Origin of the sequence: Yersinia kristensenii (assembly GCF_900460525.1) — a bacterium.
Classification (GTDB): Bacteria; Pseudomonadota; Gammaproteobacteria; order Enterobacterales; family Enterobacteriaceae; genus Yersinia; species Yersinia kristensenii.
Genome location: NZ_UHIY01000001.1, coordinates 2,178,096 through 2,194,644, shown reverse-complemented (window position 1 = coordinate 2,194,644; position 16,549 = coordinate 2,178,096). Strand labels below are relative to the sequence as shown.

Here is a 16,549-nt window from a genome sequence, read left to right as displayed (position 1 = left end):
ATAGAGCCGAAAAGTTTTGGCTCGTGAAATTCGAAATAATTACAGCGCGACCGGCTTACCCGCCCGCACAAAACCCGGTTTAGTCACCCGTACCGGCATTTCACGGTTACGGATTTGCACCACAGCATTTTCACCTATCCCCGCAGGGACACGAGCCAGCGCAATACTGAAGCCCAGTGTCGGCGAGAATGAACCGCTGGTTATCACACCAACATGCTGGTTACCTGAAGCATCAGAAAAATGCACCGGCAACTCATTACGCAATACGCCTTTCTCAGTCATGATCAAGCCGACCAGTTGCTCTGTGCCGTCCGCACGCTGTTTTTCCAGTGCTTCACGGCCAATAAACTGACGATCTTCTGGCAACCAAGCCACGGTCCAACCCATATTAGCGGCAAGGGGCGAAACGCCTTCGTCCATTTCCTGACCATAGAGATTCATACCCGCTTCCAGGCGCAAAGTGTCACGCGCACCAAGACCTGCGGGCTTCACACCGGCGGCGAGCAATTGTTGCCAGAATTCAACCACACGTTCTTTCGGTAGCGCGATTTCGTAACCCGCTTCCCCGGTATAGCCCGTGGTGGCGATAAACAAATCACCAGCCTGAATACCAAAGAATGGTTTCATTCCTGTAATCGCTTGTTGCTGCTCTGGAGTCAGTAAGGTCGCCACTTTCTGTTGCGCTGTCGGGCCTTGCACCGCCACCAGTGCTAAATCGTCCCGTACTGTCACTCCCACCTGGTACGGCTCAGCATGCTGAGTTATCCACTCCAGATCTTTCTCTCGGGTGGCGGAGTTCACGACTAAACGGAAATAGTCTTCGCGCAGGAAGTAGACGATCAAATCATCGATAACACCGCCGGAAGCATTCAGCATCGCAGTGTAAAGGGCTTTGCCCGGTAGGGTTAGTTTGGCAACATCATTGGCTAACAGGTAACGTAAGAATTCACGGGTACGAGCGCCGTGTAAATCGACAATCGTCATGTGCGAGACATCAAACATACCGGCATCTTGGCGCACGTTATGGTGCTCGTCGATTTGGGAACCATAATGCAATGGCATCATCCAGCCATGAAAATCTACCATGCGCGCACCGCACGCCACGTGTTGGTCATACAGCGGGGTCTGCTTAGACATCTATTCTCCCTCAAACAGTTTTATGCAATGAGTGTTAGGGACTCTAACTCACCATAAACAGGCCTATACCCTAGATAGTTCGGGTTGCAGGAAGGCGGCAATTAAGCGAATCCCCAGGAGCTTACTCAAGTAAGTGACTGGGGTGAACGAAAGCAGCCAACACACCTGCAACGTGAAGTATGACGGGTCTACGCAAACGATACCTTTTGCCCAACGTTATCACCGAATCCATCAGGTAACCATAAGGTAAAATAGGCAATAGCACACATTAAAACGACAAAAGGCAGGGGTATTGTGCAGAGTTTTCCACTGCAAAACTGCGCACGGAGGCACATAATTAACAATTAAAGCGTAAAAGTTGCGATGTTATATAACGAAACAACCAAAACCCTGTCAGAATCAACTTATCAGGTTTTGGTTGTGCGTGAGAAAAACTAATGCGAAAAGCAGGTTGAAATTAGATTTTTTCAACTGAGGCAGGTTTAGTCGGTCACGAGATTATTCATCCAGCCAATCGGGCAAATCATTTAACCCCATCGCCTGGCGCACTAGCTGCGGTTTTACCCCCGGCAAATTATCCGCCAAGGTCAGACCAATATCACGTAACAGTTTTTTAGCCGGGTTATCACCCGCAAACAGTGAGCGGAAACCCTGCATACTAGCAAGCATCACTGCGGCGCTGTGCTTACGGCGGCGTTCATAGCGGCGCAGATAAAGATGCTGGCCGATATCTTTACCCTGACGCTGCAAGCGCCGAAGTTCAGACACCAGCTCGGCGGCATCCATAAAGCCCAGATTCACACCCTGCCCGGCCAACGGATGCACAGTATGAGCGGCGTCACCGACCAGAGCCAACCGGTGTGCCGCGAAACTGCGAGCATAACGCCCCGTTAGCGGGAAGGTCTGACGCTCACTTTCAAGCTGGCATGGCCCCAGCCGCATATCAAATGCCATTCCCAGCTCGCGGTTAAACTGCTCCGCGGGCAGTGTGGCTAACTCGGCGGCGCGTTCAGGGGGTAATGACCAAACAATCGAGCTAAGATGCGGGTCACTAAATGGCAGGAATGCCAGAATACCGTCACCATGAAACACCTGACGTGCCGTGGCCTGATGAGATTCTTCAGTGCGGATAGTAGCCACCAGCGCGTGGTGGGCATAATCCCAAAATGTCAGTGGAATATCAGCATGTTGGCGTAACCAAGAGTTCGCGCCATCCGCCCCAATCACCAACCGGGCGCTGAGCATCCGGTCATCCGTCAGCGTGATAAATGCTTCACTTTCGCCCCAAGCGACCTGTTTGATACTGGCGGGCGCCAGCAAAGTCACATCAGCCAATTGGCTGGCTCGCTGCCATAGCGCCTGCTGAATCACTTGGTTTTCAATGATATGTCCGAGATGGCTAAAACCATACTCATCGGCATGGAAAGCAATTTTCCCAAAGCTGTCCTGGTCCCACACTTCCATGCCGCGATAAGGGCTGGCACGCAGCGCTAAGATGTTTTCCCACACCCCCATCTTTTGCAGTAAGCGCTCACTGGCCGCATTGATCGCCGAAACCCGAAGCGCTAACTCACCGGTCACCGGCGCAGGTAGCGGCTCGGGTACTGGCTGGTGTTCCAGAATAGCAATGCGCAGGCCACTGCCTTGTAAACCGCAGGCCAGTGCTAAGCCGACCATTCCACCACCGGCGATTACCACGTCATATGATTGCATGCCAATATATTCCCATATTAAATACTAACGCTTAACCCATCCCAATGTCCGCCGCGCGAAAGTATCACGTATGGTGGGCAGATGCTCCATCGACATCAAAGCAAGATTACGCCCCACCACCAACGGCCCATAGCGGTTGGCAAACAGGCGGATTAATCCATCTGTGATGCCAATGGTCGCCTGTTGATCTTGTTGTCGCCGCTGTTGGTATTGGCTGAGTACCGCATAATCACCGGGGTCTGTTCCTGCAAGGGCGGCTTGGGCAATGGTTTCGGCCAATGACATCACATCGCGCAGCCCTAAATTAAAGCCCTGACCAGCAATCGGGTGCAAGGTTTGAGCTGCATTGCCGACTAATGCCAGCCGATGACTGACATGGCGCGAGGCAGTTAGCAATTGCAGTGGGTAACTGTGGCGCTTGCCAGCATGCAGCATTTTCCCGAGCCGCCAGCCGAAAGCCTGCTGTAGCTCTGCCAGAAAACGGGCATCATCCCAGCTATCAATTTGCTGTCTATCTTCTTTGGCATGACACCAAACTAGTGAGCTGCGCCCTTGCGACATTGGCAGTAGCGCCAATGGCCCATTGCGGGTAAAGCGCTCAAAAGCACGCCCATTGGGCCGCTCGGAGGTCGTGACATTGGCGATCACCGCAATTTGTTGGTAATCCTGCTGTTGCCACTGCATATTACAAGCTTGGGCCAATGAGGAATGAGAGCCATCCGCCGCCACCAATAACTGGGCACTGAGCTGTTGACCATTATCCAATGTCACCGTGGCAGATTCAGCCGTGCGCGCCACATCAACTACGTTTGCCGGGCAATGTAAGGTCACACCCGGTGCTTTCTGTAGCAAAGTGAATAGCCGATTACCCGCATCAAACAGCTCAATGACCTGACCCAGTGCTGGAACGTGATAATCTTGCGCCCGCAGATTCACAAAGCCGGAATGGCCGCTATCGCTGACGTGAACATGCTCAATGGCGGTGGCACAGTCGGCCAGTGCTGACCAGAGACCAAGGCTATCGAGTTGCCGACAAGTCCCCTGCGCCAATGCAATGGCTCTGGCATCAAAACCTGGATGTTGGCGGCTGTCAGGAAGATGCGCTTCAATCAGCGTTACCGGTACCGCCCCTTTAGTGAGAGATGAAATAGCCAGCGCCAGTGTTGCACCAGCCATACCGCCACCCACAATTATCACGCTCATTAGTTATCTCGCCGCCGCCATCAGGGCTTCAATGTCATCGGGATCTTTTACCACACTGGCAGTCAGATTTTCGTTACCTACCGCAGTAATCACGATGTCATCTTCAATCCGAATACCAATACCGCGATATTGCGGCGGAACATCGGCATCTGGCGCAATATACAAGCCCGGTTCGATAGTCAGCACCATACCAGGCTCAAGAGGGCGCTCACGGTCACTGTTGCTGTAATCGCCGACATCATGCACGTCCATCCCCAACCAGTGGCTCAGGCCGTGCATAAAGAATGGACGGTGCGCTTGTTCAATGATTAGTTGCTCGACATCCCCTTTGAGGATGCCTAAATTCACCAAGCCGGTAATCATAATCCGCACCACCTGCCCCGTGACTTCGCGGATGCTAGTCCCTGGCCGGTACAATTCCAGTGCTTTGTTGATGGAGGCCAGCACGATGTCATAAATCTCCCGTTGTGCGGGGGTAAATTTACCGTTTACCGGGAAAGTGCGGGTGATATCACCGGCATAGCCCTGATATTCACAACCGGCGTCAATCAGCACTAAATCGCCATCTCGCAGTTCGCACTCATTTTCGGTGTAATGCAAAATGCAGCCATTTTCACCGCCACCAACAATTGTGTTATACGCCGGATAACGCGCACCATGGCGAGTAAATTCATGCAGAATCTCCCCTTCCAATTGGTACTCAAACATCCCCGGGCGGCATCTTTCCATCGCGCGGGTATGGGCCAATGCGCTAATTTCACCGGCGCGGCGCATCACAGCAAGTTCTTCTTCTGACTTAAACAGGCGCATTTCATGCAACCATGGCCGCCAGTCAGTTAAGGTCGCGGGTGCACGCAAGTTTTTACGAAAACCGTTACGCAATTTTTCCAGCGCGGCAAACACAATCTTATCCGCGTAATCATATTGCCCCTGCGCGTGATAAATCACATCAAGGCGATTAAGCAGCAAATAGAGCTGCTCGTCGATTTCATCAAAAGGTAATGCGCGATCGATACCCAACTTCTCGGGCGCGGCCTCTTGCCCTAAACGGCGGCCAAACCAGATTTCAGCGGTTAAATCGCGCACTCGGTTAAACAGCACGCTGTGGTTGTGAGTCTCATCGCTTTTCACCAGAATCAGCACCGCTTCCGGCTCATTAAAGCCGGTCAGATAACTAAAATCGCTATTCTGCCGATAAGGATATTCAGAGTCTGCACTGCGCGTAGCCTCTGGTGCGGCAAAAATAATGGCAGCGCTGCCCGGGGCCATCTTCGCCAACAGTGCCTGACGGCGGTTCTGGTATTCTTGCTGAGTCATTACACCCTCCTGAAATATCCGGTTTCCATCATTCAACACACGACACAGGCCAGCTTAGTGTAATGTCGGTTTGCGTACTTCCGGAGCCGTCGGTTTTTCTTGAGTAAATTCAATATGACACAAGATAGCCGCGACACGGACATACTCGATGACTTCTTCCAATGATTGGGCCAGTTCTTCCTGATCTTCATCCTCGTCATATCCTAACTGAGCAATATTACGCAAATCATCAATGGCTTCACCCACTTCATCTTTCACTTGCGCCAACTTCGGTTGCAGCATCCCAAGACCTAACAGGAAATGGTTTACCCAGCCGGATAATGCATCAGCACGGTCAAAAACAGTGATCTCTTCCCCTTCAGGAATCAACAACTGGAACATAAAACCTTCGTTTTCAAGCGCTTCTTGTGTTGCTTGATGTAACTGTTGTAACGGCAAACCAAGGGCTTGCGAAAAGGCGACGCCCTCGTTGGTCAAGTCATGCACCAGTGCACGCCAACCATCGTCTTTACTGCCTCCGCACAGCATGCCACTGATCAGACCATGCATTTCAGCAGGGGTTAATGCCACTGCTTGCTGGTTCAATGCCAGGGCAAGTGATTGGTAAGTCGGTAATGTATTCTCTATAGACATGCGTATTGGTCATCGTTGGCAGGATAAGTTCGTGTTATGCTACCACCAAGAAAGGTCGCTATACCAGAAAACGCAACACTCTATACCCTATAGATTTCAAGATGCAGGAAGCGGCAAAGCCTTTTGTTACTTGAAAATAATGGATATATACCCTAAATAATTCGAGTGGCAGGAAGGCGGCAATTGAGTGAATCCCGCTGAGTTGACGCCAGTCAATGATTCGGGCGAGCGAGAGCAGCCAACGCATATGCAGCTTGAAATATGACGGGTATAAAGGGGTTGAATCTTGGTATCGAGGTATATATAGTGACGCCCGCTTTGCCGCTACGAGCATTTTGCCTCTGGTTTTCAGGGCTGGCGCGAAATTAGTCAGGAAGGTCGCATGTCTGCACAACCGGTAGATATTCAAATTTTTGGTCGATCGTTAAGAGTGAACTGTCCCCCAGAACAACAAGATGCGTTGAACATGGCAGCAGAAGATCTTAACCAACGGTTGCAAGATCTGAAAGTTCGCACTAGAGTCACCAATACTGAGCAGTTAGTTTTCATCGCGGCATTGAACGTATGTCACGAATTAGCTCAGGAAAGGTTGAAAACCCGTGACTATGCATCCAATATGGAGCAACGTATTCGGATGTTACAACAGACCATTGAACAAGCATTGCTTGAACAGGGTCGCATCTCTGAACGTCAGGATGCACAGTTTGAATAAATCTCTGTTGAATGATAGATTCAGCAGTGAGTAAAGAATTTCTCTGAGGTGTTCGTCAGCGGGCCAGTCCCCTGAGCCGATATTTAATACCAACAGAATGTAGCGACTCCGTAACTGGTGCGCATGCTCGGTCCGCCGAGAAGCCTTAAGGTTGCGACGCTGCGTTCACCTTGAACCATGGGTTCAAGGGTTACAGCCTGCGGCGGCATCTCGGAGATCCCTTTCTTATCGTGTAACACTTTGCGGTTATCACATTCGTTTCGATACCAGCAGTTTTCTATTCACTTATCTCAACCGCATGTTTTTTTAAGTTAAAAATATGTTTTTAAGTCAACAACATGCCCTTGAGCGGAAAAAAATCCGCAGTGAAATTCGTGAGCGCCGGCGTCTTTTGACTCCCGAACAACAGCAACACTCTGCCGATTTCGCGGCTAAACATATCGCTTCCCACCCCAAAATCCAGCAAGCCAATACCATCGCCGTATTTCTGTCTTTTGATGGCGAGTTAGATACCTCCCCGGTTATCGAATTATTGTGGCGGCAGAAAAAACAGGTTTATCTCCCGGTGCTTCATCCTTTCAGCCCAGGTAATTTACTGTTTCTCCACTATCGCCCTGATAGCCAACTCATTCGCAATCGCTTGAAAATCCTGGAGCCCCAATTAGATGTGCGTGACGTGCTGCCGTTAAACCAATTGGACGTGGTGATAACCCCGCTGGTGGCATTTGATAGCCACGGGCAACGTTTAGGTATGGGGGGCGGTTTCTATGACCGTACACTGCAAAACTGGCAGCAAGGCGGTCCCTATCCTATTGGTCTGGCCCATGATTGCCAGCAAGTCGAGCATTTACCGAGTGAGCATTGGGATGTGCCGTTGCCAGAGATTGTGACACCGACAAAACTGTGGCAGTGGTGAGAGATAACCTTTCAAAATAAAAAAACACCCGATATCTTATACATAGCGGGTGTTTAGTCACGCAATTCGATGTTTATCCCCAAAGTCACTGGCAATGCAGCCAGGCAGCAAGCGAACTAATCCCGATGAGCTTACATAAGTAAGTGATGCGGGTTAGTGAGGGCCGCTAACAACGCTGCAACGTCAAGGACAAAGCATCAGTAGAGCAAGCGCGCACGGATAGTCCCTGGAATCGCCTTCATGGCCTGCAACGCTTTTTCTGCATTCTCTGCATCATCAGTTTCAACATCAATAACGACATACCCGATATCAGCACTGGTTTGCAAATACTGCGCCGCGATGTTGACATTCTGCTCAGCAAAAATTTTGTTAATGCTGGTCAGAATACCTGGGCGGTTCTCATGGATATGCAGCAAGCGACGGGTGTTATCACCATGAGCTGGCAGAGAAACTTCCGGGAAGTTAACCGCAGACAGCGTTGAGCCGTTATCGGAGTACTTCGCCAGTTTACCGGCCACTTCATCACCAATATTCTCCTGTGCTTCCTGAGTTGAACCACCGATATGCGGGGTCAATAACACATTATCAAACTCGCACAATGGTGAATTGAACGGGTCTTTATTGGTTGCTGGCTCTTCAGGGAAAACATCGATTGCCGCACCCGCCAGATGATTGCTCGCCAGCGCATCACAGAGTGCCGGGATATCAACTACCGTCCCACGAGAAGCATTAATCAGCATCGCGCCCGGTTTCATCAGAGCCAACTGCTCAGGGCCAATCATATTTTTGGTGGAGTGATTTTCTGGCACATGCAAACTAATCACATCACTCATATTCAGCAAATCAGACAGATGGCGAACCTGCTGCGCATTTCCCAACGACAGTTTATTTTCAATATCGTAGAAAAACACTTTCATCCCGATACTTTCAGCCAGAATACCGAGCTGAGTCCCGATATGACCATAGCCGATAATCCCCAGTTTTTTGCCACGGGCTTCATAGGAACCGACAGCCAGCTTATTCCACTCGCCACGGTGTGCTTTAGCGTTAGCCGATGGAATACCGCGGAACATTAGCAGTAACTCGCCCAGTACCATTTCGGCTACCGAACGGGTATTGGAGAAAGGTGCATTGAATACCGGCACACCACGTTTAGTTGCCGCTTTTAAATCAACCTGATTGGTACCGATACAGAAACAACCCACTGCAACCAACTTTTCTGCTGCAGCAAAGACTTCTTCGGACAGATGCGTGCGCGATCGAATCCCAACGAAGTGAGCATCACGAATAGATTCTTTCAGTGATTCGGTGTCTAAGGCACCTTTATGATATTCAATATTGCTATAACCGGCTGCACGCAGATTATCAACCGTGCTCTGGTGCACCCCTTCCACTAACAGAAACTTAATTCTGTCTTTCTCCAGTGATACTTTTGCCATGTCCCCGACCCTATTTTCAGACTTCAGATGTGGCTGACGATATCGAATGAATCTGGTCAGCACCCCGTCAACATAACAAATATTTCGCGGGCGGCAATACAAACGATTGCCTCCCGTCAGCATAACAAACAGTGAAAATGTTAATTTATGGAATAAAAAACTGGCGGAGAGAGAGTTAATGGCAGGTTAAGAAAATGAAATGATTAAATGTGATATATATCACCAAATTTAATGGTTTTAAGAAAAGAGTTTTAAAGGCACAATTTATCAGGGTGAAGCCAATAACCTCACCCTAAATAATATTCATTCAACTACTTGAGCACGATTGTCTTAACACCCTCGGCAGTACCAATCAGCGCCACATCAGCACCTCGGTTGGCAAATAACCCTACGGTGACAACACCGGCGATGCCATTAATTTTATTTTCGAGCGCGATGGCATCTAAAATAGTCAGGTTGTGCACATCCAGAATAACATTGCCATTATCCGTCAGGACATTTTGGCGATATTCAGGTAACCCACCTAATTTCACCAGCTCGCGGGCAACATAAGAACGCGCCATCGGGATAACTTCAACTGGCAGTGGAAACTTACCCAGAACATCAACTTGCTTGGAAGCATCAGCAATACAGATAAACTTGCGGGAAATGGCCGCAATGATTTTCTCGCGGGTCAGGGCTGCACCACCGCCTTTAATCATCTGCATTTGGCTGTTAATTTCATCCGCGCCATCAACATAAATATCCAGCACATCGACTTCGTTGCAATCAAACACCTGAATACCATAGCTTTTCAGCTTGGCGGTAGAGGCATCAGAGCTGGAAACGGCCCCTTCAATCTGGCCTTTGATGGAGGCAAGAGCATCAATAAAATGTGCTGCAGTAGAGCCGGTGCCGACCCCAACGATAGTGCCGGGTTTGACATAATCTAATGCTGCCCAGCCCACTGCTTTTTTAAGTTCATCCTGAGTCATGGTAAGTTCACGCCTTGATGTGAAAGAAAACCTGACGTCATTATAGAGCATATATATGATAAAACATCGCAATAAAGCTGGCTCATGTCTGTGGTAATTCTAGCTGGATCACAGTTACGCCGGTTTATTTGTGGCGAGCGCGCCCGCATTCCAACATAGAAAAATGATCAAAATGTGGCATAGTGCGGTATTAACTTAAATATTTGGAGAGATGACTCCGATGAAACGCCCAGACTACCGTACGCTACAAGCGCTGGACGCGGTGATCCGTGAACGCGGTTTTGAACGCGCGGCACAAAAACTCTGTATCACCCAATCGGCGGTATCTCAACGCATTAAGCAGTTGGAAAACCTGTTCGGTCAACCGCTGTTGGTGCGCACTGTGCCCCCCCGCCCGACTGAGCAAGGGCAGAAACTGCTCGCCTTACTGCATCAGGTTGAACTGCTGGAAGAAGAGTGGCTCGGCAATGATAACGGCGGCGATACACCGCTGTTACTGTCATTAGCGGTTAATGCCGACAGTCTGGCAACCTGGCTGCTACCGGCGCTGAAACCGGTGTTAGCAGACTCCCCTATCCGGTTGAATTTACAAGTCGAAGATGAAACCCGCACTCAAGAGCGGTTACGCCGTGGCGAGGTAGTGGGCGCGGTCAGTATCCAGCCTCAACCGCTGCCAAGCTGTCTGGTCGATCAGCTCGGCGCACTGGATTATCTGTTCGTTGCATCAAAGCCCTTTGCCGACCGCTACTTCCCCAATGGCGTGACCCGCTCGGCATTGCTGAAAGCACCCGCCGTGGCCTTTGACCATTTGGATGATATGCATCAGGCGTTTTTACAACAGAATTTCGATTTGTCACCGGGCAGTGTGCCGTGCCATATCGTTAACTCGTCGGAAGCCTTTGTACAGTTGGCAAGGCAAGGCACCACCTGCTGTATGATCCCGCATCTGCAAATCGAAAAAGAGTTGGCATCCGGTGAGTTGATTAATCTGACGCCGGGGTTATTGCAACGTCGGATGCTGTACTGGCATCGATTTGCACCAGAAAGCCGGACAATGAGAAAGGTGACTGACGCCCTGTTATCTCACGGGCGTCAGGTATTACGGCAAGACTAGCTTATTTGGCGGCAACGGCTGGCGTGTTAGCGCTGGTTTTCAGCTCAAACACGACATCAACCTGATCATCAAAATGGATGGTTTGTTGCTCGTAAGTTTGGGCGGCATCATTGGCTGGTGCGGCGTCAGCACTCTTGAACATACGCGCTACCGGCATTGGCTGGTAGTTAGTCGCACGGTAACGAATGCTATATACCGGCCCTAATTTAACCTTAAATCCGTCAGCCAAAGCACCTGCCTGACTAATGGCATTCTCGATGGCTTTTTGACGAACCTGTTCACGATAAGTGTCCGGGTTGGCAACACCAAGCTCGACAGAATGAATTTCATTAAGGCCCGATTTGAGTGCCCCATCCAGCAATTCGTTCAACTTATCCAACTGGCGCAATGTCACTTGAACCTGACGTACCGCACGGTAGCCTTTCAATACAGCTTCACCGGTTTTCTGATAATCGTATTCAGCTTGAGTCCGGATATTGGCCGCATTGATGTCTTTTTTCTCAATCCCGCTCTTACGCAGGAAGTCGAAATATTGTGCGACGCGGGTGTCTGCCTGTTTCTTAGCATCTGCGGCATCTTTGGCAGAGACACTCACTTCGATGGTAATAGTGGCAATATCCGGAGCCGCATCAACACTGGCGGTACCCGAGGTGACAACATGCGGCCCTTCTGGCAGTTCAGCCGCCTGAACTTGTAGCGCCAAAGGTAACGTCCCTAATCCCATCATTGCGGCCAAAGCCAATGTCTTCAACTTCACGGAGCCTCCTAAAGTAATCATAATAAAACTATGCACTAAATAATTCGAGTTGTATGAAGGCGGCAACTGAGCGAGTCCCCAGGAGCTTACACAAGTCAGTGACTGGGTGAACGAAGGCAGCCAACACACATACAGCTTGAAGTATGACGGGTATAAGACAACCGTAGCATATCTTACTAAATTAGGGATTCGGATTAATGATAAAAACTTACAGATTCAATCCCTGCCGCGCTAACTGAAAAGCAATAAACCACATCACGCTCCCCACCAGCGAATTGATCACCCGCTGTGAGGTTGGGCGATTAAGCCACGGCGATAGCCACGCGGCCAGCAAAGCTAGTGCAAAAAACCAGGCTACAGAGGCGCTCACGGCACCAAAAGCAAACCATGGACGAACATCCGGTAATAACTGGCCGCCCAAACTCCCCAGCACCACAAAGGTATCCAGGTAGACATGCGGGTTAAGCCAGGTCACTGCCAATAGTGTCACCAGAATACGCCAGCGCCCTTGCGCACCTGTGGCAACAGTTGATGACGAGCTATCGCCACGCCATGCAGCCGTTAATGCGCCCCAGCCATACCACAGCAGAAATGCCACCCCACCCCAAGTGACCAGCGCCAGCAGTAAGGAAGAGCTATTCAGCAAAGCACTACCGCCAAAAATACCTGCACAAATCAAGATGATGTCACTGAGGGCGCACAACGCGGCACTCATCAAATGATGTTGCCGCTTAATTCCCTGATTCATCACAAAGGCATTTTGTGGCCCGAGGGGTAGGATCATGGCCGCACTGAGGGCAAAACCTTGCAAATAGACAGCTAACATACTGTTACCTTTAAATAATACTCAAAATGAGCTGAGAGAATTGTTGAAGAATTAGCAGCATATTACGAGGAGATAACCATCAGAGGAAATTGATATTTCTTATCAACTATAAGTAAAACTAATAATAGATAAACTAAAGCTCGCGCGTGGGAACAATAAAAGAAAAAGAGAAGAAAAACGGGCCAATAATAGCCCGTTTTGACTGAGTATAACGCTATCTGATTTTATGCTGACGGAGCAGATTCCACGTTATCAACCTGATGCAAATGCACATCCATCTGCGGATAAGGAATGCCAATTTTGTGAGCATCCAGCGCGCGTTTAAAGTTCTCCATCAAATCCCAATACACTTCCATTGCATCGCCATTGGTAGTCCAGACGCGCACGGTAAAGTTTAATGACGAAGCCGCCATCTCATTCAACCGCACGGTAACCCCTTTGTCATGCATGATGCGAGAATCGGCTGCAATGATGTCACCCAACACTTTCTTCACCACATCAATATCAGCATCATAGGCCACGCCAATAACCATATCAGTACGGCGATTGGGTTCGCGGCTAGTATTGATGATGTTGTTGGCGATAATTTTACCATTTGGCACCACAATGATTTTGTCATCAACAGTGCGCAATGTGGTTGAGAAGATCTGCACCTGCACCACGGTACCGGCTACACCGCCCAGATCGACATACTCACCCGCTTTAAAGGGACGGAAGGCCACTAGCAATACACCAGCGGCAAAGTTGGACAGTGAACCTTGCAGTGCCAAACCGACTGCTAAACCGGCAGCACCGATAACCGCAATCACCGAGGCAGTTTGTACTCCAAGGCGACCCAACACCGCGACGATAGTAAAAGCCAGAATACTGTAGCGCGCCATTGCCGCCAGGAAATCCGCTACAGTGATATCAATACCACGCAACTTCATCACTCGACCAAGCATGCGTGATACCACTTTGGCAATGATTGAACCGACAATCAGAATCAGTAACGCCGCGACAAGATTCACTGCATACTGAATCAGTAACTCCTGATTATTCACCAACCAAGTACTTGCTTCATTGATACCATCAACTACGTTTAATTCTTCCATTTAAACCATCCTACAAAAAACTCCCTGCGGGAGATATGACTCCAAAAGTGCCACCCAATGCTGACTAATACAGTGGGCAGTGCGTTTAGGGTAACCAACAATGGAGAATGTTGCCAATTTTGGCAGTCCCGTTAAGCCAACAAAACAGACGATAGAGTCAGTAGCAGCTGCTAAAGCGGCAATACAGTGATGCTCGCCAACAACGAAAAAAGGCCCCTAAGGGCCTTTTAAAACAGTCAGTATGAGACTGAATTACAGTACGTCGATTGCGTTCAGTTCTTTGAATGCCAGTTCCAGACGGGCAATCATTGAAACCTGCGCTGAGCGCAGCCATACGCGCGGATCGTAGTATTTTTTGTTCGGTTTATCAGCACCTTCTGGGTTACCCAGTTGGCCTTGCAGATAGCCTTCATTCTTTTTGTAGTAATCCAGAATACCTTCCCACGTTGCCCACTGGGTATCGGTGTCGATATTCATTTTCACTACGCCGTAGCTAACTGCTTCTTTGATTTCAGCAGCAGTAGAACCTGAACCGCCATGGAACACGAAGTCCAGGCTGTTGTGCGGCAGATTGTGTTTCTTAGAAACATAATCCTGAGAATCACGCAGAATAGTCGGGGTCAGTTTCACGTTACCTGGTTTGTAAACACCGTGCACGTTACCGAAAGAAGCTGCAATGGTGAAACGTGGGCTGATTGCGTTCAGTTTTTCGTAAGCGTAATCAACATCTTGCGGTTGAGTATACAGAGAAGATGCGTCCATATGGCTGTTGTCCACGCCATCTTCTTCACCACCAGTGCAACCCAGTTCGATTTCTAGCGTCATACCCAGTTTTGACATACGAGTCAAGTATTTGCTACAGATTTCGATGTTTTCTTCCAGGGACTCTTCAGACAAGTCAATCATGTGAGAAGAGAACAGTGGTTTGCCGGTTGCCGCGAAGTGCTTCTCGCCCGCATCCAACAAGCCGTCTAACCATGGCAGCAATTTCTTGGCGCAATGGTCGGTATGCAGAATAACAGGAACACCGTAGTGTTCAGCCATCTGGTGTACATGGTGCGCACCAGAGATAGCGCCCAAGATTGCAGCACCTTGTGGCACGTCAGTCTTCACGCCTTTACCTGCGATAAATGCTGCACCACCGTTAGAGAACTGAACGATAACCGGCGCACGCACTTTGGCTGCTGTTTCCAGCACTGCGTTGATAGAGTCGGTGCCGACACAGTTTACTGCTGGCAAAGCAAAGTTGTTTTCTTTTGCTATTGCGAACACTTTCTGAACGTCATCACCTGTGATGACACCTGGTTTTACGAAATCAAAAATTTTAGACATGTACGTTGTCCTGTTTCGTCGACTGAAGATAGCAGCTATCCGGGAGGATAGGCCCTAAATGTAAATCGGTTTTCGCCAGCCTAAAGCCCGCGAGCTTCATTGGCTAAATGCGAAACGGGCGGCTCTCGCCCCCCGTTATCTAAATTACTGCTTAGCGCGCTCTTCCAGCATCACAACCGCTGGCAGTTTTTTCCCTTCTACAAACTCAAGGAAAGCACCGCCGCCAGTGGAGATGTAAGAGATTTGGTCAGCAATACCGAACAGATCGATAGCTGCCAGAGTGTCACCACCGCCCGCGATTGAGAATGCTTCGCTCTCTGCGATGGCGCGAGCCACAATTTCGGTCCCTTTACGGAAGTTAGGGAACTCGAACACACCAACCGGGCCATTCCACAGAATGGTTTTGGCGTTTTTCAGAATCTCTGCCAGACGTTCTGCTGATACGTCGCCCAGATCCAGAATTTGCTCATCATCTTTGATCTGATCAGCAGGCTTCAATGTTGCAACCGCGGTTTCAGAGAATTCAGTAGCAACACGCACATCAGTAGGAACTGGGATATCGCAAGTTTCCAGCAGGCGTTTAGCTTCTGGAATCAGGTCTGCTTCGTACAGAGATTTACCTACATTGTGGCCTTGAGCTGCCACGAAGGTATTGGCGATACCGCCACCCACAATCAATTGGTCGGCAATTTTAGACAGCGCACCCAGCACGGTCAGTTTGGTTGAAACTTTAGAACCACCAACGATAGCAACCATTGGACGCGCTGGGTTACCCAGTGCTTTACCTAAGGCTTCCAACTCTGCTGACAGCAGCGGGCCAGCACACGCGATAGGAGCAAATTTACCTACGCCGTGAGTCGAAGCTTGTGCACGGTGAGCAGTACCAAAAGCATCCATGACATACACATCACAGAGTGCGGCATATTTCTTGGACAGAGTTTCGTCGTCTTTTTTCTCGCCTTTGTTAAAGCGAACGTTTTCCAGCACAACCAACTCGCCAGCTGCAATTTCAACGCCGTCCAGATAATCTTTCGCCAAGCGTACCGGAGCAGACAATTTGTCTTTCAGGTAGTTAACAACTGGCAGCAAGGAGAACTCTTCGTTGTACTCGCCTTCGGTCGGACGACCCAGGTGAGAGGTAACCATTACTTTAGCGCCTTGCTTCAGTGCCGCTTCAATTGTCGGCAGAGATGCACGGATACGCGCATCAGAAGTCACTTTGCCATCTTTTACCGGAACATTGAGGTCCGCACGGATCAGCACGCGTTTGCCAGCTAGATCCAGATCGGTCATCTTAATTACAGACATGGTGAATCCTCTTGTTGATTCTCTTTAAAGTTGCATAAGCTGCACATCAACGCTGATGTAACCGCAGTAAATAA

Annotated in this window: 15 protein-coding genes and 1 other RNA gene; 4 read left to right on the top strand and 12 right to left on the bottom strand. The window is 49.6% G+C overall.

Annotated features, from left to right (window positions below; all coding sequences use genetic code 11):
- Window positions 1-39: 39 nt before the first annotated feature.
- The 5 genes from gcvT to DX162_RS10025 all read right to left on the bottom strand — a co-directional run bounded on the left by gcvT (window position 40) and on the right by DX162_RS10025 (window position 6,003).
- Complete coding sequence (gene gcvT, locus DX162_RS10045) at window positions 40-1,137, bottom strand: glycine cleavage system aminomethyltransferase GcvT (RefSeq protein WP_004390975.1); 1,098 nt, start codon at window positions 1,135-1,137, stop codon at window positions 40-42.
- A gap of 498 nt (window positions 1,138-1,635) precedes the next feature.
- Complete coding sequence (ubiI, locus tag DX162_RS10040) at window positions 1,636-2,850, bottom strand: FAD-dependent 2-octaprenylphenol hydroxylase (protein ID WP_004390976.1); 1,215 nt, start codon at window positions 2,848-2,850, stop codon at window positions 1,636-1,638.
- Between the two features lie 24 nt (window positions 2,851-2,874).
- Window positions 2,875-4,053 carry a 2-octaprenyl-6-methoxyphenyl hydroxylase gene (gene ubiH, locus DX162_RS10035; protein ID WP_032819979.1) on the bottom strand — a complete coding sequence of 393 codons (1,179 nt, stop codon included), beginning with the start codon at window positions 4,051-4,053 and terminating at the stop codon, window positions 2,875-2,877.
- A gap of 3 nt (window positions 4,054-4,056) precedes the next feature.
- A complete protein-coding gene (pepP, locus tag DX162_RS10030; RefSeq protein WP_004390981.1) occupies window positions 4,057-5,370 on the bottom strand; it encodes a Xaa-Pro aminopeptidase in 1,314 nt (437 codons plus the stop codon).
- A 54-nt stretch (window positions 5,371-5,424) separates the two neighbouring features.
- Window positions 5,425-6,003 (bottom strand): YecA/YgfB family protein, encoded by a 579-nt coding sequence (locus tag DX162_RS10025; protein WP_004390982.1) that lies wholly within the window; start codon window positions 6,001-6,003, stop codon window positions 5,425-5,427.
- Window positions 6,004-6,385: 382 nt separating this feature from the next.
- Here DX162_RS10025 and zapA point away from each other — a divergent pair, with 382 nt between their 5' ends.
- From zapA to DX162_RS10005, 3 genes are all read left to right on the top strand, one after another.
- Window positions 6,386-6,715, top strand: coding sequence for a cell division protein ZapA (gene zapA / locus DX162_RS10015; protein ID WP_004706812.1), 330 nt, complete (start codon window positions 6,386-6,388; stop codon window positions 6,713-6,715).
- Between the two features lie 37 nt (window positions 6,716-6,752).
- Window positions 6,753-6,936: non-coding RNA, 6S RNA (gene ssrS, locus DX162_RS10010), on the top strand.
- Between the two features lie 98 nt (window positions 6,937-7,034).
- Entirely contained in the window at window positions 7,035-7,631 is a 597-nt protein-coding gene (locus DX162_RS10005) for a 5-formyltetrahydrofolate cyclo-ligase (protein ID WP_004390984.1), read from the top strand.
- Window positions 7,632-7,828: 197 nt separating this feature from the next.
- Here the strand turns inward: DX162_RS10005 and serA are convergent, their stop codons facing one another.
- Window positions 7,829-9,070 carry a phosphoglycerate dehydrogenase gene (gene serA / locus DX162_RS10000; protein ID WP_004390985.1) on the bottom strand — a complete coding sequence of 414 codons (1,242 nt, stop codon included), beginning with the start codon at window positions 9,068-9,070 and terminating at the stop codon, window positions 7,829-7,831.
- 311 nt (window positions 9,071-9,381) lie between these two features.
- Window positions 9,382-10,044: a ribose-5-phosphate isomerase RpiA gene (gene rpiA, locus DX162_RS09995; protein ID WP_004390986.1), complete on the bottom strand. Its 663-nt coding sequence runs from the start codon at window positions 10,042-10,044 to the stop codon at window positions 9,382-9,384.
- Between the two features lie 220 nt (window positions 10,045-10,264).
- Between rpiA and DX162_RS09990 the strand changes: the two genes are divergently transcribed.
- Window positions 10,265-11,158 (top strand): LysR family transcriptional regulator ArgP, encoded by an 894-nt coding sequence (locus DX162_RS09990; RefSeq protein WP_032819980.1) that lies wholly within the window; start codon window positions 10,265-10,267, stop codon window positions 11,156-11,158.
- A 1-nt stretch (window position 11,159) separates the two neighbouring features.
- Here the strand turns inward: DX162_RS09990 and DX162_RS09985 are convergent, their stop codons facing one another.
- The 5 genes from DX162_RS09985 to pgk all read right to left on the bottom strand — a co-directional run bounded on the left by DX162_RS09985 (window position 11,160) and on the right by pgk (window position 16,475).
- The gene (locus tag DX162_RS09985) at window positions 11,160-11,915 is read right to left on the bottom strand and encodes an oxidative stress defense protein (RefSeq protein WP_032819981.1); all 756 of its coding nucleotides are present in this window, start codon (window positions 11,913-11,915) and stop codon (window positions 11,160-11,162) included.
- A gap of 208 nt (window positions 11,916-12,123) precedes the next feature.
- On the bottom strand, window positions 12,124-12,741 hold the full coding sequence (gene argO / locus DX162_RS09980; protein WP_004390989.1) for an arginine exporter ArgO: 618 nt from the start codon (window positions 12,739-12,741) through the stop codon (window positions 12,124-12,126).
- Between the two features lie 224 nt (window positions 12,742-12,965).
- Window positions 12,966-13,835, bottom strand: coding sequence for a small-conductance mechanosensitive channel MscS (mscS, locus tag DX162_RS09975; RefSeq protein ID WP_004390990.1), 870 nt, complete (start codon window positions 13,833-13,835; stop codon window positions 12,966-12,968).
- A gap of 252 nt (window positions 13,836-14,087) precedes the next feature.
- Window positions 14,088-15,167, bottom strand: a complete 1,080-nt coding sequence (gene fbaA, locus DX162_RS09970) for a class II fructose-bisphosphate aldolase (RefSeq protein WP_004390991.1) — start codon at window positions 15,165-15,167, stop codon at window positions 14,088-14,090.
- A gap of 144 nt (window positions 15,168-15,311) precedes the next feature.
- Window positions 15,312-16,475: a phosphoglycerate kinase gene (gene pgk / locus DX162_RS09965; RefSeq protein ID WP_032819982.1), complete on the bottom strand. Its 1,164-nt coding sequence runs from the start codon at window positions 16,473-16,475 to the stop codon at window positions 15,312-15,314.
- Window positions 16,476-16,549 lie beyond the last annotated feature (74 nt).